Origin of the sequence: Streptomyces sp. NL15-2K, assembly GCF_030551255.1 — a bacterium.
GTDB lineage: Bacteria > Actinomycetota > Actinomycetes > Streptomycetales > Streptomycetaceae > Streptomyces.
Genome location: NZ_CP130630.1, coordinates 2,463,634 through 2,480,846 on the forward strand (window position 1 = coordinate 2,463,634; position 17,213 = coordinate 2,480,846).

15 protein-coding genes are annotated in these 17,213 nt (G+C 72.1%); 8 read left to right on the forward strand and 7 right to left on the reverse strand.

Features of this window, described 5'->3' with window-relative positions:
* Positions 1 to 9: 9 nt before the first annotated feature.
* The 3 genes from Q4V64_RS10575 to Q4V64_RS10585 all read right to left on the reverse strand — a co-directional run bounded on the left by Q4V64_RS10575 (position 10) and on the right by Q4V64_RS10585 (position 3,714).
* The gene (locus Q4V64_RS10575) at positions 10 to 2,298 is read right to left on the reverse strand and encodes a molybdopterin oxidoreductase family protein (protein WP_124443422.1); all 2,289 of its coding nucleotides are present in this window, start codon (positions 2,296 to 2,298) and stop codon (positions 10 to 12) included.
* A 205-nt stretch (positions 2,299 to 2,503) separates the two neighbouring features.
* A complete protein-coding gene (locus tag Q4V64_RS10580; protein ID WP_124443421.1) occupies positions 2,504 to 3,121 on the reverse strand; it encodes a TetR/AcrR family transcriptional regulator in 618 nt (205 codons plus the stop codon).
* Complete coding sequence (locus Q4V64_RS10585; RefSeq protein WP_124443420.1) at positions 3,118 to 3,714, reverse strand: hypothetical protein; 597 nt, start codon at positions 3,712 to 3,714, stop codon at positions 3,118 to 3,120. The genes Q4V64_RS10580 and Q4V64_RS10585 overlap by 4 nt, the downstream gene beginning before the upstream one ends.
* Before the next feature lie 225 nt (positions 3,715 to 3,939).
* Here Q4V64_RS10585 and hmgA point away from each other — a divergent pair, with 225 nt between their 5' ends.
* From hmgA to Q4V64_RS10600, 3 genes are all read left to right on the forward strand, one after another.
* Positions 3,940 to 5,280: a homogentisate 1,2-dioxygenase gene (gene hmgA, locus Q4V64_RS10590; RefSeq protein WP_124443419.1), complete on the forward strand. Its 1,341-nt coding sequence runs from the start codon at positions 3,940 to 3,942 to the stop codon at positions 5,278 to 5,280.
* A gap of 71 nt (positions 5,281 to 5,351) precedes the next feature.
* On the forward strand, positions 5,352 to 6,101 hold the full coding sequence (locus Q4V64_RS10595) for a GntR family transcriptional regulator (protein ID WP_124443418.1): 750 nt from the start codon (positions 5,352 to 5,354) through the stop codon (positions 6,099 to 6,101).
* Positions 6,102 to 6,141: 40 nt separating this feature from the next.
* On the forward strand, positions 6,142 to 7,299 hold the full coding sequence (locus tag Q4V64_RS10600) for a type ISP restriction/modification enzyme (protein WP_124443417.1): 1,158 nt from the start codon (positions 6,142 to 6,144) through the stop codon (positions 7,297 to 7,299).
* A gap of 19 nt (positions 7,300 to 7,318) precedes the next feature.
* Here the strand turns inward: Q4V64_RS10600 and Q4V64_RS10605 are convergent, their stop codons facing one another.
* Entirely contained in the window at positions 7,319 to 8,032 is a 714-nt protein-coding gene (locus tag Q4V64_RS10605; RefSeq protein ID WP_124443416.1) for a TetR/AcrR family transcriptional regulator, read from the reverse strand.
* Positions 8,033 to 8,095: 63 nt separating this feature from the next.
* Between Q4V64_RS10605 and Q4V64_RS10610 the strand changes: the two genes are divergently transcribed.
* On the forward strand, positions 8,096 to 9,055 hold the full coding sequence (locus Q4V64_RS10610) for an ATP-binding cassette domain-containing protein (RefSeq protein ID WP_124443415.1): 960 nt from the start codon (positions 8,096 to 8,098) through the stop codon (positions 9,053 to 9,055).
* Positions 9,052 to 9,834, forward strand: a complete 783-nt coding sequence (locus tag Q4V64_RS10615; RefSeq protein WP_124443414.1) for an ABC transporter permease — start codon at positions 9,052 to 9,054, stop codon at positions 9,832 to 9,834. Before Q4V64_RS10610 ends, Q4V64_RS10615 begins: the two co-directional genes overlap by 4 nt.
* Positions 9,835 to 10,071: 237 nt before the next feature.
* Here the strand turns inward: Q4V64_RS10615 and Q4V64_RS10620 are convergent, their stop codons facing one another.
* The 3 genes from Q4V64_RS10620 to Q4V64_RS10630 all read right to left on the reverse strand — a co-directional run bounded on the left by Q4V64_RS10620 (position 10,072) and on the right by Q4V64_RS10630 (position 11,827).
* Positions 10,072 to 10,341: a hypothetical protein gene (locus tag Q4V64_RS10620; RefSeq protein WP_124443413.1), complete on the reverse strand. Its 270-nt coding sequence runs from the start codon at positions 10,339 to 10,341 to the stop codon at positions 10,072 to 10,074.
* 137 nt (positions 10,342 to 10,478) lie between these two features.
* Positions 10,479 to 11,288: an anti-sigma factor gene (locus Q4V64_RS10625; RefSeq protein WP_124443412.1), complete on the reverse strand. Its 810-nt coding sequence runs from the start codon at positions 11,286 to 11,288 to the stop codon at positions 10,479 to 10,481.
* The gene (locus tag Q4V64_RS10630) at positions 11,285 to 11,827 is read right to left on the reverse strand and encodes a sigma-70 family RNA polymerase sigma factor (protein WP_124443411.1); all 543 of its coding nucleotides are present in this window, start codon (positions 11,825 to 11,827) and stop codon (positions 11,285 to 11,287) included. The genes Q4V64_RS10625 and Q4V64_RS10630 overlap by 4 nt, the downstream gene beginning before the upstream one ends.
* A gap of 208 nt (positions 11,828 to 12,035) precedes the next feature.
* On the opposite strand from Q4V64_RS10630, the gene Q4V64_RS10635 reads away from it, so the two are divergent.
* The 3 genes from Q4V64_RS10635 (at position 12,036) to Q4V64_RS10645 (ending at position 17,184) form a co-directional block, all read left to right on the forward strand.
* Positions 12,036 to 13,571: a DUF4331 domain-containing protein gene (locus tag Q4V64_RS10635; RefSeq protein WP_124443410.1), complete on the forward strand. Its 1,536-nt coding sequence runs from the start codon at positions 12,036 to 12,038 to the stop codon at positions 13,569 to 13,571.
* Between the two features lie 185 nt (positions 13,572 to 13,756).
* Positions 13,757 to 15,448, forward strand: a complete 1,692-nt coding sequence (locus Q4V64_RS10640) for a tetratricopeptide repeat protein (RefSeq protein WP_124443409.1) — start codon at positions 13,757 to 13,759, stop codon at positions 15,446 to 15,448.
* Complete coding sequence (locus tag Q4V64_RS10645; RefSeq protein ID WP_124443408.1) at positions 15,445 to 17,184, forward strand: sulfite exporter TauE/SafE family protein; 1,740 nt, start codon at positions 15,445 to 15,447, stop codon at positions 17,182 to 17,184. Before Q4V64_RS10640 ends, Q4V64_RS10645 begins: the two co-directional genes overlap by 4 nt.
* Positions 17,185 to 17,213 lie beyond the last annotated feature (29 nt).

The window sequence follows — 17,213 nt, forward strand, 5'->3', positions numbered from 1 at the left end:
GCGCTTTGCTCAGGTCAGAGGGCTGAGCTTTTCGGCCACGGGGGCGGCTTCGACGGCGGATACGGCGGCCAGTTCGACGGGCACGCCGTTGAGAACCGCGTTGCCGGACAGCGGGTCGAGCAGGGTGCCGTCGAGGAGCTGGTTGACGTTGACGCCGGGGTCGGCGGAGGCGTGGCTCAGCCGGGTGCCGGGCCGGTCGTGGCCCCAGCCGTGCGGCAGGCTCACCACGCCCCGGCGCACGCCGTCGGTGACCTCGGCCGGGGCGGTGACCTCTCCCCCGGCGCCCTTCACGCGCACGGGCGCCCCGTCCCGTATGCCCAGCCGTTCGGCGTCCTCGGGGTGGATGTGCACGGTGCAGCGGTTGCTGCCGCCGGTGAGGGCGGGCACGTTGTGCATCCAGCTGTTGTTGGAGCGCAGATGGCGGCGGCCGACGAGGACGAAGCCGGCGGGGCGTTCGTGCAGGGCCCGCCGGAGGCGGGGCAGGTCGTCGGCGATCGGCTGCGGCAGCAGCTCCACCTTGCCGCTCCTGGTCTTCAGCTGCTGGGGCAGGCGCGGCCGCAGCGGCCCGAGGTCGATGCCGTGCGGGTGGGCCAGCAGTTTCTCCAGGCTCAGCCCGTCCGGTCGTACGCCGAAGCCGTCGCCGTAGGGGCCGAGGCGCAGCATCATGTCCAGCCGCCGCTCGGGGCCGTTGTCGCCGGTGAGTTGTGCGGCGAGTTCGCGCGGGTCGCGGCCGTGCACCGGGGAGTGCGGTTCCTTGACCGCCTTGCCGAGGCTCTGGTCGATCACCATCGCGTCGACGGCGGCCGGGTCGGCGCCGTGCATGCCGGTCGCGGCCAGGATCAGGCGGGCGAGGATCTCGGTCTCGGCCATGCGGCCGGGTTCCAGGGGGACGGCGGGGCGGGTGTAGCGGACCTGGTTGTGGACGGCGAGGGTGTTGAAGGCGAAGTCGTGGTGCGGGCTCTGGGCGGGCGGCGGCGGGGGCAGGACGACATGGGCGTGGCGCGAGGTCTCGTTCAGGTACGGGTCGACGCTGACCATGAAGTCGAGCGAGTGGAGGGCTTTGTCGAGCCGGTCGCCGTCGGGGGCGGACAGGACGGGGTTGGCGGCGACGGCGACGAGCGCCCGGACCGGCTCGCCCTCGTCGGTGGCGGTGTCGATCTCCTCGGCCAGGGCCGAGATCGGCAACTCCCCCTTGGCCTCCGGATGTTGACCGACCCGGGAGCGCCAGCGGCCGAGCGCGAACCCGCGGCCCGGGCCTGCCGGGCGGGGCGTCTTGTCGGTGGCGGCCTGCGGGAAGAGGGCGCCGCCGGGGCGGTCGAGGTTGCCGGTGAGGATGTTGAGGACGTCGACGAGCCAGCTGGCGAGGGTGCCGTGGCGAACCGTGCAGCTGCCGATGCGGCCGTACACGGCGGCGGTGGGGGCGGCGGCGAGTTCGCGGGCGAGGGTACGGGTGACGGAGGCGTCCACGTCACAGGCCGGTGCGACGGCTTCCGGGGTGAAGTCCCGTACGGATGCCCTGAGTTCGTCGAGACCTTGCACATGTGGGGCCAACGCGCCGAGCTCCACGAGGCCTTCCTCGAAGAGCACATGGACCATCGCCGCGAGCAGCAGGGCGTCGGTGCCGGGGCGGATCGCGAGGTGCCGGTCGGCGAGTTTGGCGGTGCGGGTGCGGCGGGGGTCGATGACGGTGAGGGTGCCACCGCGCGCCTTGAGCGCCTTGAGCTTGCCGGGGAAGTCGGGGGCGGTGCACAGACTCCCGTTGGATTCCAGGGGGTTGGCGCCGAGGAGCAGCAGGTGGTCGGTGCGGTCGAGGTCCGGTACGGGGATGGCGTTGGCGTCGCCGTAGAGCAGCCCGCTGGAGACGTGCTTGGGCATCTGGTCGACCGTGGAGGCGGTGAAGATGCTGCGGGTGCCGAGTCCGGCGAGGAGCACGGGCGGGTAGAGGGCGCCGGCCATGGTGTGCACGTTGGGGTTGCCGAGGACGACACCGACGGAGTGCGGGCCGTACCGCTCGACGACGGGCCGGATCCCGGCGGCGACCGCGTCGAAGGCATCCTCCCAGGTGGCCTCCCGCAGCTCCCCGTCCTTGCGCACGAGCGGGCCGCGCAGCCGGTCGGGGTCGCCGTCGACGGCTCCGAAGGAGGCGCCCTTCGGGCAGATGAACCCACGGCTGAACACATCGTCCCGGTCACCGCGGGCGCCGGTCACACGGCTGCCTTCGATGGTGAGGGTCAGTCCGCAGGTGGCCTCGCAGAGGGGGCAGATGCGCAAGGCGGTGCGGGAGTCGGTGGTGGGCACGGGTCCTCCCGGAGGGTGGCGGCTACGGTGACGCACAGACTCGACCGAGCATACCGACCGGTATGGACGGATGCGAGGGGTCGCTCGGCACGGATACCCGAAGCCGCGTACCGAAAGGCACGTACCGAAAGGCACGTACCGAGAGGCACGTACCGAGAGGCGCGTAGGCGCGCACTGAGAGGCACGCACCGAGCGCCGCGCGCTGTCAGTCCAGCACCCGCGCCAGATACGCCCGCAGCATCTGCCGCGTCTCCTCGATGATCTTCTCGTCGCCCTCCGGAGTCACCCGGAAGGCGAGGTGGACGAGGGTGTCGGCGGTCTCCACGGCGACCAGGAAGACGCGGCGCAGGTCCTCGTCCGGTGCGCGGTCGAGGTAGCCGGAGAGGAGGTCGGTGAGGCGGTCGGCGACGCGGTGGTTGGGTTCGGCGTGACGGGTGCCGACCGGGATCTGGTTGCCGAAGTCGACGAGGGAGAAGCCGGGCGCGGTGCGCTTCATGGCGAGGTACTCGTCGAGCACGGCGTCCACCGCCGCGCGCCAGCCCGCGTCGCCGGTCTCCTCGAGGCGCTCGGTGACGCGCACGGTGTAGCGCTCCAGGTTGCGCTGGGCGAGGGCGTCGGCCATCTGGCGCTTGTTGCCGAAGAAGCGGTAGACCGAGCCGATGGGCACGTCGGCACGCAGGGCGACGGCCCGGGTGCTCAGGGCGTCGTAGCCGACCTCGTCGAGCAGGTCGGCGCACGCGTCGAGGATCCTGGTGAGCCGTTCGGCGCTGCGCCGCTGCACCGGCGCTCGGCGAAGCGATGTCGCTGGGGGCACGGGCTTCATGATGCCTCTCCATCGGGGCCCGGGGAAGCTTGCCCCTCGGTACGCGGACGGGTGCCTGACGCGCTCGTCGCGGGGTTCACGGTCCCGGCGGGTTCCGGCTCCGAGGCCGTGATGTCCGCCGTGCTCTCGACCGGCTCGCCGTCCACGGCCCACACCGTGCCGTCGTCGGCGTACAGCCGCACGGTGACCTGGTGCGTGCCGTGCGGGACGTAGCGGCCCGAGAGGCGGTACTCGGACGTGCGCAGGCCGGTGACGGGGCGGTCGTCCACGAAGAGACGGGCGACACCGCGTCCGGGCACGGCCTTGGGCTTGGCGCCGGCGGGCGTGAAGCGGAAGTTGCGGACGGTCAGCCGGACCTTCCAGCTGTCGTCGGCGCCGGGCTGCACTTCGACGCCGACGTCGGGCGCGTCCTCTTCTTTCACTTCACGGAAGTGGCGCCCTTCGTGGTCCGTGTCGTCGAGGACCTTCCCCACCGGCGAGGGGGAGGCGTTCTCTTCCTGCTTCGGCGCATCGCCGGAACCGCAGCTCACGGATCCGGTCAGCAGCAGGACACAGACCGCGAGCGCGGCAAGGAGTCCCCGCGTCCACGACATGCCGGGGAGCCTAGAACACCGGTGCGACCCGTCGAATCCCCCTGGAGTCGGGTTCCGGCCGCCTCCCGTCGTCCTCCAAGAGGAGGTCCTCCTCAGCCAGGACCCCCTAGTCAGGAGGAGCCCGCGGCCGGTTCTCGCCCCTTCCTGCCCCCTGCTGCTCCTCTTGCGTCCGGGAAAACGCAATCCTACGGTGGAGCATAGGAATAAGACCGCAAGGGAGCGACCATGAGCGGGGACGCGCGGAAGACAGCCGAGGCCTTGACCTACCTCTCCGGTTTCGGCAACGAGCACAGTTCCGAGGCCGTTCCGGGCGCACTGCCCGAGGGCCGCAACTCGCCGCAGCGCGCGCCCCTCGGTCTGTACGCGGAGCAGCTCAGCGGTACGGCGTTCACCGAGCCGCGGGCCCACAACCGCCGCTCGTGGCTGTACCGCATCCGCCCGTCGGCAGCGCACCCGGCGTTCACCCACACGCACAACGGCTGGATCCGTACGGCCCCGTTCACGGAGTCCGTGCCCGACCCGAACCGGCTGCGCTGGAACCCCCTGCCGGAACCGGTGGAAGGCACCGACTTCCTCGCCGGCCTGTGGACCCTCGGCGGCAACGGCGACGCGACGCAGCGTTCCGGCATGGCCGTGCACCTCTACCACGCCAACGCCTCCATGGACCGGGTCTTCAGCGACGCCGACGGTGAGCTGCTGATCGTGCCGGAGCGCGGCGGGCTGCTGCTGCGCACGGAGTTCGGGCTGCTGCATGTGGAGCCGGGACATGTGGCGCTGATCCCGCGTGGAGTGCGCTTCCGTGTGGAGCTGCTGGACACCGCTTCCGGTGGCGGGCGGAGCCCGGCTGCGCGCGGCTATGTGTGCGAGAACTACGGCGCCCCCTTCCGCCTCCCCGACCTCGGCCCCATCGGCGCCAACGGCCTCGCCAACGCCCGCGACTTCCAGGCGCCGGTCGCCGCGTACGAGGACGTCGAGGGCCCGGTGGAGGTGGTGAACAAGTTCTGCGGCAACCTCTGGACGGCCGTCTACGACCACTCACCGCTCGACGTGGTCGCCTGGCACGGCAACCATGTGCCGTACGTCTACGACCTGCGCCGTTTCAATGTGATCGGCACCATCTCCTACGACCACCCCGACCCGTCGATCTTCACGGTGCTGACGTCCCCCTCGGACACCCCGGGCCTGGCGAGCGTCGACTTCGTGGTCTTCGCGCCGCGCTGGCTGGTGGGCGAGGACACCTTCCGGCCGCCGTACTTCCACCGGAACGTGATGAGCGAGTACATGGGCCTCATCGAGGGCGCCTACGACGCGAAGGCGGAGGGCTTCGTGCCGGGCGGCGGCTCGCTGCACAACATGATGTCGGCGCACGGCCCGGACCGGGAGACGTTCGATCGCGCGAGCGCCGCCGAACTGAAGCCGCAGAAGGTCGACGACGGCCTTGCCTTCATGTTCGAGACCCGCTGGCCGGTGACGCTGACCCCGCACGCGGCCCGGGCGGAGCACCTGCAACAGCGCTACGACGACGTGTGGGAGGGCCTTCAGCGCCACTTCCGCCCCTCGCCCTGAGGAGTCCGCCCCGGAGCCCACCCCGGAGTCCACCCCTTGCACGGAAGATTCCCTACCGGTACGGATGGCCCGTGACCTCCTTCGCCCCGGACTCGATCGTCCTGAACCGCAAGCTGCCGCTCTGGTACCAGGTGTCGCAGTCGCTGCGCGCCTCGATCCTCGGCCGCTCGCCCCAGGACCCGCTGCGCCTGCCCACCGAGGAGCAGCTGGCGGGCCACTACGGAGTCAGCGTGCTGACCATGCGCCAGGCGCTTAAGGAGCTGGAGGACGAGGGCCTGATCACGCGCCACCGCCGCCGCGGCACCTTCATCGAGCCGGACGCCCGCAGAGGCGCCCCCGTGCGGCTGCTCGGCTCGGTGGACGCGATCGTGGCCCAGCAGTCCGGCATGGCGACCCAGCTGCTCGACCACGGCAAGGGACCGGTGCCCGCCGAACTCGCCGAGTACTTCCCGGACATCGCCGAGGTGGCCACGTACCACCGCCTGCGCGGCGACGAGAAGACCGGCGAGCCCACCAACCACGCCCGCAACTACGTCCGCCCCGAACTGGCCGCCCGCATCGACCTGGACGACCTGCTCCGCTGGCCGATGACCAAGGTGCTCAGAGATGTCGTCGGGGCGGACATCAGCCGCATCACCGACACCGTTCAGGCCCGGCTGGCGGACCCGGAGACGTCCCGGCTCCTCCAAGTCCCGCTCCTCAGCCCGATCCTGCACTACACGGGCGTCACCTACGACACGGAGGGGCGAGTGCTGGACGCGGCGGTCATCCACTACCGGGGCGACCGCTTCTCCTTCACGGTGACCCTGGACGCCACCTGACACCGGTGGCCCCCACTGCCTGTCGGCGGTACGTCGTACGATGCCCAGCGTGACGCACGACGACGCTCCGCTGCTGGCGGACCTCATGCCGTGGTCCGTCGCACCGCCGCGGCTCGGCCGGGGGTGGCCGACGGGCCCCGACCCGGCATCCCTCAAGGCCCGCTGGGACGCCCTGATGAAGGCGGAGGGGCCGGACCGCGAGGCCCTCTTCGAACCGACGCGCTCACGCACGCTGCGCTCGGCGGTGGGGCAGCTGCCGGGCCGGTCCGGCGGCACGGAGAAGCTGGTCCGCGCGACGGGCCCCTGCCCCGAGCCCGTACGGGTCCTGCACGCACCCTTCGACGAGCAGTGGCTGATCCCCGACCACCGGCTGATCGACGCGGCCCGGCCCGAGCTGTGGCGGGTGGCGGACGAGCACCAGATCTTCGTCACGGAGACACCCGGCAGCCCCGGCCCCGTGTTGCTGGCGACCTCCCTGCTCCCCCTGCTCCGCCCCGGCCGCGTCCACCCCCTCTACCGCCGCCCCGGCGGCACGGAACCCAACCTCGCACCAGGCCTGTTGGACCACCTGACGGCCCGCCTCGGCCTCTCCCCCACCCCGCCGGACCTCCTGGCCTGGGCCGTCACGGCAACACGCCCCGACCTCACCGTCCCTCTCACCGAGGACCCCGAACTCTGGGCCCACGGGGTCGAACTCGGCCACCGCACCCTCTGGCTGATGCGCCGCAACGGCGACCGCCCCAAGCTCCCCGGCGGCCGCCGCCCCTACGTCCGCGCCCCTCTGCCCACCCGCCCCCTGACCCTGCACTACGACCGCGACGAGGAGACCCTCCATATCGACGAGGGCCGCATCTCCCCGGTGCCGCCGGAGTCCTGGGACTTCGAGGTGAGCGGAACACGGGTGCTGGAGGACTGGTTCACGTCGCGGACCGCCGAACCCGTCCCCGGCACCCTGGCAGCGATCCACCCGGCGACCTGGCCGCAGGCGTGGACGTCGGAACTGCTGGAGCTGATCACGGTGCTGGCACTGCTGGCGGCACTGGGGCCGCGGCAGGAGGAGCTGACAGTGACGGCCCCGATCACGGCGCAGGAGCTGCGCAAGGCGGGCGTGCTGCCGGCACCGGAGGCGGCACGCAGGCCGGCGTCCGTCCTCGACCACCACGAGGAAGGCCCGGAAGGCCAGTTCGCTCTGATCTAGGGCCCTGGCCTCTAGGGCCCTAGCCCCTGAGCTCGTGGGCGTCCATGACCCGATGGAGCGCCCGCTCGAACACCGCCTCCAGGTCGATCGGCCCCGCGTCCTCCATGAAGGCCGCCGCCAGTCGCGGATAGGCGCCGGTGGCCACCTGGCTGCCGAGATAGGCCATACGGGCCGCGTTCTCCTCCTCCTCGGACCAGGGCATGGAGCGGGTGCGCTCGGCAGTGGCGAGTTCGTTCGCGGTGTACGTCGTCACGACGACGTTGAGCAACGCGACCATCTCCATCTTCGTGCTGTACGGGAGCTCGAGCGGTTCGAGGCAGGCCAGGCAGTGCTCCAGATAGCGCAGGGTGTTGGGGCTGAAGCCGTAGACGCCCGCCATGAGGCGCGGCACCCACGGGTGGCGGCGCATGATGGTCCGGGTCTCATGGCAGTTGCGGAGCATGTCGGCACGCCAGTCGCCCGAGGGCTCGCTGAACTCGTGCTCGGCGCCCACGGCGTCGAGCATCAGCTCGTACAGGTCCTCCTTGCGCGGTACGTAGTTGTACAGCGACATCGTTCCGCAGCCCAGTTCGGCCGCGACATGCCGCATGGAGACGCCGTCCAGCCCCTGCGCGTCCGCGATCCGCACGGCCGCCGCCGCGATGTCCGCTCGTGTGAACGCCGGCTTCGGCCCCCGGCCCGTCCGCTCGGGACGCGCCCAGATCACTTCGGGTACGGCCGGTCGGCCCGTCATCGATCATCACCTCGGCCACCATCCTAGTTACGTACAGCGTACGTAGTGCGCTATGGTCGAGGCATGACTTCTACGTACGCTGTACTTAGTGAAGGTCTGGAGAAGCGCTTCGGCGCCGTCCACGCCGTGCGCGGGCTGGACCTCGCGGTGGCGACGGGCACGGTCTGCGGAGTCCTCGGGCCGAACGGGGCGGGCAAGACCACGGCCGTACGACTGCTCACCACGCTGCTGCGGCCGGACGCCGGGTCCGCGCGGATCGCCGGGCACGACCTCGTGCGCGAGGCGGCGGCCGTCCGCCGCAGGATCGGCGTCACGGGGCAGTACGCCTCGGTCGACGGGGACCTCACCGGACGCGAGAACCTGCGGCTGTTCGCCCGGCTGCACCGGGTGCGGGGGCCCGCCGAGCGGGCCGGGGAGCTCCTCGACCGCTTCGGCCTGGCGGAGGCCGCCGACCGGCCGGCGTCCACCTACTCGGGCGGGATGCGGCGCCGACTGGACCTGGCGGCGAGCCTGATCCGCCGCCCCGAGGTGCTGTTCCTGGACGAGCCGACCACCGGACTCGACCCGGCCAGCCGGAACCTGATCTGGGCCGCGGTGCGCGAGCTCACCGCGGACGGTACGACCGTACTGCTGACCACGCAGTACCTGGAGGAGGCCGACCAGCTCGCCGACGACATCGCCCTGGTGGACCGGGGACGGGTCGCGCACACCGGCTCTCCGGCCCAGCTCAAGGCGCTCATCGGCGCCCACGTCGAGGTGGTCGTCGCGGACGCGGACGTGATGGCGAAGGCGGCGGGCGTCCTCGATCAGCTCACCGGCGCGGAACCGGCCTTCGACCGCGACCGGAACGCCGTCGCCGCGGTCACCCGGGACCCGACGCTCACGCTCCCCCGCCTGGTGCGCGAACTGGACGCAGCCGGCGTGCCGTTGCTCGACGCGAGCCTGCGCCCGCCGACCCTCGACGACGTGTTCCTCCAGCTCACGGAAGATGCCACCCCGGACCACAAGGAGCGTGCGGCATGACCGAACTGGCGTACGACGGAACCGCCATGCTGGGCCGCCAGCTGCTGCGGCTGCGCAACAACCCGGGCCTGCTGATCCTGACCCAGACCATGCCGGTCAGCATGCTGCTGTTCTTCGGCTACGTCTTCGGCAGCGCCCTCGCGATGCCGGGCGAGGAGTACCGCTCGTTCCTCGTACCGGGGCTGCTGGTGGCGACCGCCGCGAACGGGATCATGACCGGGATGTTCCAGGCGGCCCAGGACACGCACCGGGGGGTGATGGACCGCTTCCGGACGCTGCCGGTGAGCCGGGCGGCCGTACCGCTCGGGCAGGCGGCCGCGGACCTGGTCGTCACGGCGGCCGGGACGGTGCCCTTCGTGCTGGTCGGCCTCGCGGTGGGCTGGCGGATCGAGGGGAGCGCGCTCGACGCGGCGGGGGCCTTCGGCCTGTTGCTGCTGTTCCGGTTCGCGACCACGTGGGTCGGGATCTTCCTCGGCCTGCTCACCCGGAACGAGGAGGCCGCGGGCCAGCTGGGCGGTGCGACCTTCCTGCTGCCGCTGCTGTCCAACGCCTACATCCCGACCGAGGGGCTGCCGGGCTGGCTGCGCACGGTCGCCGAGTGGAATCCGATCAGCGCGGTGACCACGGCCCTGCGGGACCTGTTCGGGAACGCGCCGGTGCCGGAGGGGGCGGCCTGGCCGGTGGCGCATCCGGTCGCCGGGTCGCTGGCCTGGTGTGCGGTGCTGCTCGCCGTGTTCGTTCCGTCGGCTGTGCGCCGGTACGCGCACGGCGAGCGGTGAACCGGCACCGACAGGCGGCTCGTCAACGGTCGCGGGGAAAGCGGTGTTGGGCACGTGGGTGAGGAGTGCCCAGGTGAGAGGGCGGGGGGACGTGCCCGCGCTCGGGGCGTCGCGCCGGTGCGTCGCTGCGTGCCGTGGGGATGACGGACGGCGAGAGTGCAGCGCCGCACCGGAACGGCGTGGCGATCGACCCGAGTGCGGGCCCTTGGGGACTGCCCTGTGGAACGCCGGTGTCGCTCAGCGTCCGCCGAACAGCGAACGGCGCAGCCGGCGCAGCGGCGCGAAGAGCGAGACCCGCCTCACGCGCTTGCCCCTGTCACTGCGGTTCTGCGTGGTGTCACGAGCGGTCAGCTCCTGCATCAGCGAGGTCGCCTCGGCCGTCTCTCCCTGAGGGACGGCGGGACCCCCGAGCACCGAGAGATGGCGATCGAGGCGCGAACTGGTCGCGCTGCTCCCGCAGGTGATCGCAGGGACCCGTGCCCTGCTGCGCACTGTTATCTGTTCCATGTCACTCCCCACCCGTACGAGTCCACCCGGCCCGGGCAGGGTAACCCTATCGTCCCCTCGGGGCACTCGTGTATCGCGGTCACAGGATTCACCTTCCCCGTAAGGCGGTTGACGACTCCCCGCCGCCCCCTCGTCGATCATTCTCCGAATCCAACCGATTCCAGGGCGAGTTGGACAACCGGCTGGGTAGTGGGCTGCGCCGATCCGCCGTCGGGCTCTACGGTCACAGCGAGTGACGTGGCCGACTTGTTCAGATCGGACGCCACCAAGGGCGTGTCGCCGTCGAAGAGGCCCAGGGAGCGCGGTTGCGCGTCGGGGCGCATCAGCCACAGTTGGTGCACTCGATCGCTCGGCAGGTCGCCGTATCCGCTCAGGGTGACGACCGCGCTCCCCTCCGATGCGGAGGCGATCACTCCGATACTGCGGCCGCGGTTGTCCTGCCCGCTCGTCGCCCGGGCGTCGGGGGCCGCGAGAACGTGGGCGATCTCACGTGCCTGGGCCCGCTGCGCGTCCAGCTCGTCCTGCGTCTGACCGGCCTGGACGGCGAACAGGGAGGCGACGACGAGGGCCGCGGCGGCGGTGGCGGTCGCGAAGGGCACGAAGAGGGGGATCCGCCGCCGCTCACGGGGGCGCGGCGGAGGCTCGGCGCCCCACACATGAGGCGGCAGCTGGGGCGTACGCGCGCGTGCCGGTTCCTGCTGCGGGCCGGGCTCCTGCGGAATCGTGCGTACGGCGGACAGGACGCGGTCGCGCAGCGCGGCCGGCGGCGGCGCTGCCGTCGACCAGGCGAGCCGGACGGCGTCCTCGGACAGGGCCCGCACCTCGACGGCGCAGACGGCGCAGTCCTTGAGGTGCCTCTCGAAGCGGACCCGCTCGGCGGGTTCCAGGGCGTCGAGGGCGTAGGGCGCGGCGAGGGAGTGGAGGTCCTCGCGGCGGAAGAGGCTCATGCGACACCTCCCAGGCACTCACGCATCCGGGTCAGCCCGTCGCGCATCCGCGTCTTGACCGTGCCCAGCGGCAGGGAGAGCCGCTCGGCCACCTCACGGTACGTGTAGCCCTCGTAATAGGCGAGCGTGACCGACTGGCGCTGCAGGTCCGTGAGCCGGTCGAGGCAGTGGCGCACCCACTCGCGTTCGAGGCCGGCCTCGACCTCCTCGGTGACCTGGTCGAAGGCCGGCTGGTTGGCGCGCAGTGCCTCCCGCTGCTCGCGCTCGCCGGCCGCGCGGGCGCTGCGCACCCGGTCGACGGCCCGGCGGTGGGCGAGGGTGAGGATCCACGACATGGCGCTGCCCCGCGCCGGATCGAACCGCGCGGCGGACCGCCAGAGTTCCAGCAGCACTTCCTGCGCCACCTCCTCCGACTGCGCCGGATCCCGTACGACCCGCCTGACGAGCCCGAACACCGGCCCGGACACCAGGCCGTACAGGTCCTCGAATGCCTTCTGGTCGCCGCCTGCCACGAGTACTAGAAGCTGGTCCGCATCCAAACCGTCTCCCCCTCTCCGCAAGCCGCACCCGGCCCGTCCCGTCCCACGAGGTATTCGCAACGAACACACCTCCGGATGGGGTTACGGATCAGCGGGCCGAAAACGCGGGTCCAGCAGCGAGGAAAAGAGTTTTGAGATTCGACCAATCCGGCCCGGCCCCCGTTCCGAATCCCCCGCGTCAGGCAAGTTGGCACGGAGGACGGACGGCATGACAGCTATCTCCAGGAGCGGCGCGGGACGCAGGAGCATCGCGACCCTCATATGTGGTGCGCTGGCCGCAGGCGGGCTCGCAGCCGCCGGCGTGGCCGCGCTGCAACCGGGGGCGGCCAGCGCCTCCAGCCACCGGGAGGCCCCGCTGATCTCGGGGCAGCCCCAGTACGACAACACGGACGTGTACGCGTTCGTCAGCCCGGACAAGCCCGACACCACGACGATCGTGGCCAACTGGATCCCCATGGAGGAACCGGCGGGCGGGCCCAACTTCTTCACGTTCGCCGAGGACGCGCAGTACGACATCCACATCGACAACAACGGTGACGCGCAGGGCGAGCTGCTGTACCGCTTCACCTTCGAGACGCACGTCAAGAACGACAAGACGTTCCTGTACAACACCGGGCCGGTCGAGAGCCTGGACGACCCCGACCTGAACATCACGCAGACGTACGACATCGAGCTGCTGCGGCTGAAGAACCAGCACCTGGAGTCGAAGACGAAGGTCGCGGACGACGTGCCGGTGGCGCCGTCGAACGTCGGCAAGGCGTCCATGCCGGACTACGCCAAGCTGCGCGACCAGGCGGTGCACGAGCTGCCGGGCGGCTCGACGACCTTCGCCGGACAGGCCGACGACCCCTTCTTCCTGGACCTGCGGGTCTTCGACCTGCTGTACGGCGGGAACCTCACCGAGGTCGGCAACGACACGCTCAAGGGCTACAACGTCAACTCGATCGCCCTTCAGGTGCCGACCCACATGCTCACCGAGTCGGCCGAGCAGCCGATCGTCGGCATCTGGTCGACCACGCAGCGCAAGAACGCGCAGGGGCACTTCCGGCAGGTGTCGCGGCTGGGCATGCCGCTGGTCAACGAGGTCGTCAACCCGCTGAAGGACAAGGACAAGTTCAACGCGTCCGCGCCGTGGGACGACGCACAGTTCCTCGAGAACGTGACCAATCCGGAGCTGCCGAAGCTCATCGAGGCGATCTACAAGATCCCGGCACCGGACGAGCCGCGCAACGACCTGGTCGACGTCTTCCTCAAGGGCGTCGAGGGCCTCAACCAGCCGCCGCACGTGCGCCCGGCGGAGGAACTGCGCCTGAACACCTCGATCAAGCCGGTCGCCGACCCCAAGCGTCTCGGCGTCCTCGACGGCGACAACGCGGGCTTCCCGAACGGCCGTCGGCTCACCGATGACGTGATCGACGCCTCGCTCCAGGTCGTCGAGGGTGAACTGCTCGGCGCCAAGAACGACCTCGGTGACGCGGTCGACAAGAACGACAAGGACTTCGAGAAGGCCTTCCCGTACGTCGCCCTGCCGACGGAGGGCTCACGTGGCCCGCTCGCCAAGGGCACGACCGGCGGCAACGACGTCCGCAACGAGATCGGCGACGCGCTCCAGCCGGCCGGCGGCGCCTCCGGCTCCGACGACACCACCCTGATCGCCGCCTCCGCGGGCGCCGGCGCGGCCGGCATCCTCCTGATCGGCGCGGGCCTGACGTGGTGGCGCCGGATGCGGGACCGGGCGTACTAGGCCCTGCCGGGCGTCTGACCGAAGGCCGGCGCAGGGCCCCGGTCAGGCGTATTGGCCCCATCCGGGCCTGAAGCCCCGCCGCCCGCCCCACTGACTGGCGCGGCCCGCACATACATCCCCCACGGTGCGGGCCGCGCCGCTCCGCGCGAGAACTTCCGCCCCCAGCAAGCCGATCGAGGAGAGGCATGGCCCCGCGTACGAACGACAGCGCCCCGGAGAACGAGGCTGCGGCGGGGGCTGCCCCTACGGGCCCCGCCGTGCGGGACGGGGACGATACAAGCGCTGCTTGGCTGAAGGTCTTCGCGACTGAGGACGAGGTCGAGCGGGAAGCCAGTGAACCGCAGAGCCAAAGCCTGCCCGTGTCCGAGACCGATTCACGGGCCGAAGCCTCGCCCGGAACCGGAACTGGACCGACAGCCGATGCCGATGCCGAAACCAGGTCCGAGGACGAAGCGCCACTCCGAGTGCGGGCAGGGATCGCCGGCGAACCAGCCGTCGATCCGCGCGTCGCTGCCGTGCGGCGGGTTTCGGCTGCCGGCCGGCGTTGGCGTGGGGTCCAACTGGTCGGGTGTGCGGCGCTGTTGGCCGTTGCGCTGACTGCCGGTGCCGTCGCCGTCGGGTCCGTGCGGGACGGTGGGAGCGGCGCGGCGGTCGCGTCCGCGCCGGGGGCCCTCTCGCCGGAGCTGCCGGCCGGTGGCGACCTCGACGCGAGCATCACCGCCCTCCAGTCCCAGCTCCGCGCCCAGCCGAAGGACTTCGGCGGCTGGGCCACCCTCGGCCTCGCCTACGTCGAGCAGGCCCGGACCAAGGGCGACCCCTCGCGCTACCCGCAGGCCGAACGCGCCCTGAAGCGCTCCCTGGACCTGAAGCCCGACAACGACCGCGCGCTGGCCGGCCGCGCCGCCCTCGCCGCCGCCCGGCACGACTTCGAGGACGCCCTGAGGTACGCGGACCAGGCCCTGGAACAGAACCCCTACAGCGAACGCGCCCTGTCCTCCCGTATCGACGCCCTCGTGGAACTGGGCCGTTACGACGACGCGTTGAAGGCCGCCGAGCTCGCGGACACCCGGCGGCCCGGAATCCCCGTCTTCACCCGGTACGCGTACGTCCACGAGCTGCGCGGCGACGTCGCCACCGCCCAACGCGTGCTGGAGCAGGCGCTCGCCTCCGCCACCGCGCCGGGAGACGTGGCGTACGTCGCCACCGCACTCGGCCAACTCGCCTGGAACCAGGGCGACCACACCACCGCCCTGCACCACTACGCACGCGCCCTCGCCGCCGACGACACCTACGTCCCGGCCCTGGAGGGCCGCGCCCGCGCCCAGGCCGCGAGCGGCGACCGCGCCGCCGCGATCAAGGGCATGGAGGACGTGGTCGCCCGCTACCCCCTGCCCGGCCCGCTCGTCGAACTCGGCGAGCTGTACGAGGACCGCGGCGGCGAAGGCGACCGTGCCAAGGCCCACGACCAGTACGCCCTCGTCGACGCCTGGACCTCCCTCGCCCGCGCGGCCGGCGTCAACGCCGACCTCGACACCGCGCTCGCCGCCGCCGACCACGGCGACGCCGCCTCGGCCCTGCGCGCGGCCCGCGCCGAGTGGGACCGCCGCCGCACCGTGCACACCGCGGACGCCCTCGCCTGGGCGCTGCACGTCAACGGCCGCAGCGAGGAAGCCCTGCCGTACGCCCGCCGGGCCACGGCCACCGGCTACCGCAACGCCGCGTTCCTCCACCACCGCGGCATGATCGAACTCGCCACGGGCCATGAACAGGAAGGCCGCGCCCACTTGAAGGCAGCACTGGAGCTGAACCCCGGCTTCTCGCCGACCGGGGCCCGCGAGGCCGGTAAGGCCCTCAAGGCGCGGGAGGCGGCCAAGTGATGCCCCGTCGCCTGTTCGCCTCCGCCGCGGCCGTCCTCGCCGCCGCCGGCGCGCTCGCGCTGCTCCCCGCCACCACCGCGAGCGCGCACCCCCTCGGCAACTTCACCGTCAACCGCTACGACGGTCTCGTCGCCGCCCCCGGCGAACTGCGCGTCGACCACGTCGAGGACCTCGCCGAGATCCCCGCGACCCAGGCCCAGCCGGACATCAAGAAGCTGGGCATGACCGAGTGGGCCCGGCAGCGGTGTGCGAGGGCCGCCGAGGACACCGGGCTCACCATCGACGGACGCACGGTCGGCCTCACGGCTCAACGCAGCGACGCGCGCGTGCGACCCGGTCAGGCCGGGCTCGACACCCTCCGCGTGGAGTGCCGGCTGACCGCACCGCTCCCCGAGGGCGACACGACGACCCTCGGCTTCCGCGGCGCGGGCGCGGACGCCGGCCCCGGCTGGCGGGAGATCACCGCGCGCGGCGACCGGATGACGCTCACCGCGTCGGACGTACCGAAAGAGTCTCTGTCGCGCGAACTGACCAGTTACCCCGAGGAGTTGCTCTCCTCCCCCGCCGACACCGCGGCCGCGTCGCTCCGGGTGCGCCCCGGCGGCCCCGCCCTGACCGAGGAGGAGGCGGACGCGCCCGCCGCCTCCGTCCTGCCGCGTGGCGTCGACCGCTGGACCCGGGCCCTGGACGACCTTGTGGCCCGCCACGATCTCACCCCCGCGTTCGCCGCCCTCGCCCTCCTCATCGCCGTCGCCCTCGGCGCGATGCACGCCCTCGCACCGGGCCACGGCAAGACCCTGATGGCCGCCGTGGCCGCCGCCCGGGGAGGCAGGGCCCGCATGAAGGACGTCCTGCCCCTGGCCGCGTCGGTCACGGTCACCCACACCCTCGGCGTGGTCGCCCTCGGCCTCCTGGTCACGGCCGGCTCGGCGGCGGCGCCCTCGGTGATCACCTGGCTGGGCATCGCGAGCGGCGCACTGGTGACGGCCGCGGGGCTGACCCTCGTACGACGGGCCTGGCGCAACCGGAGCCACACGCACGGGCACGGGCATGCGCACGAGGACGGGCCCGGCCATACGCACGGGCACAGCCACGACCACGGGCATACACACGATCACCGGCATACACACGACCACGGGCATACAGACGACCACGGCCACGGCGACGAGCCCGGTGGCACACACCAGACGGCCGACGCCCCCGAGCGCCCCTTGGTCCTCGCGGCCGCACACAGCCACGCCGCCGCTGAAACCCACACGCACAGTCACGCCACTGCCGAACCCCACCCGCACAGTCACGACCACAGCCACTCCAGCCACCCCAACCACCACACCGCTCACACCCCCATACGCCACACCCACGGCGGCTTCACCCACACCCACGCCACCGCCCCCACCCTCCGCGGCACGATCCTCCTCGGCTTCGCCGGTGGCCTCGTGCCCAGCCCCTCCGCCGTGGTGGTGCTGGTGGGCGCGGCGGCCCTGGGGCAGGCCTGGTTCGGGCTCCTGCTCGTCGTCGCGTACGGCATCGGGCTCGCCCTCACCCTCACCGCGGCCGGCTTCGCGGTCGTCAAGCTCGGGACCGGTGTCACCCGCGTGCTGGACAAGCGCCCGCGCTGGGCGACCAGCCCCGTGACGGCCCTGGTCCGCCGGACCGCCCCCCTGGCGTCCGCGCTCGTCGTCGTGGCGCTCGGCGCCGGACTGGTGCTCAAGGGGGCGGCATCCGCACTCGGCTGAGCTACTTTTGGGGAGAAATCACGCGGATG

Bases quoted from the DNA above. Each gene is read 5' to 3' on its own strand.
- Q4V64_RS10605 (WP_124443416.1), bottom strand. From the start codon at position 8,032: ATGACGGGCCGACCGGCCGTACCCGAAGTGATCTGGGCGCGTCCCGAG.
- Q4V64_RS10580 (WP_124443421.1), bottom strand. From the start codon at position 3,121: ATGAAGCCCGTGCCCCCAGCGACATCGCTTCGCCGAGCGCCGGTGCAG.
- Q4V64_RS10600 (WP_124443417.1), top strand. From the start codon at position 6,142: ATGCCCAGCGTGACGCACGACGACGCTCCGCTGCTGGCGGACCTCATG.
- hmgA (WP_124443419.1), top strand. From the start codon at position 3,940: ATGAGCGGGGACGCGCGGAAGACAGCCGAGGCCTTGACCTACCTCTCC.
- Q4V64_RS10585 (WP_124443420.1), bottom strand. From the start codon at position 3,714: ATGTCGTGGACGCGGGGACTCCTTGCCGCGCTCGCGGTCTGTGTCCTG.
- Q4V64_RS10615 (WP_124443414.1), top strand. From the start codon at position 9,052: ATGACCGAACTGGCGTACGACGGAACCGCCATGCTGGGCCGCCAGCTG.
- Q4V64_RS10635 (WP_124443410.1), top strand. From the start codon at position 12,036: ATGACAGCTATCTCCAGGAGCGGCGCGGGACGCAGGAGCATCGCGACC.
- Q4V64_RS10625 (WP_124443412.1), bottom strand. From the start codon at position 11,288: ATGAGCCTCTTCCGCCGCGAGGACCTCCACTCCCTCGCCGCGCCCTAC.
- Q4V64_RS10610 (WP_124443415.1), top strand. From the start codon at position 8,096: ATGACTTCTACGTACGCTGTACTTAGTGAAGGTCTGGAGAAGCGCTTC.
- Q4V64_RS10640 (WP_124443409.1), top strand. From the start codon at position 13,757: ATGGCCCCGCGTACGAACGACAGCGCCCCGGAGAACGAGGCTGCGGCG.
- Q4V64_RS10620 (WP_124443413.1), bottom strand. From the start codon at position 10,341: ATGGAACAGATAACAGTGCGCAGCAGGGCACGGGTCCCTGCGATCACC.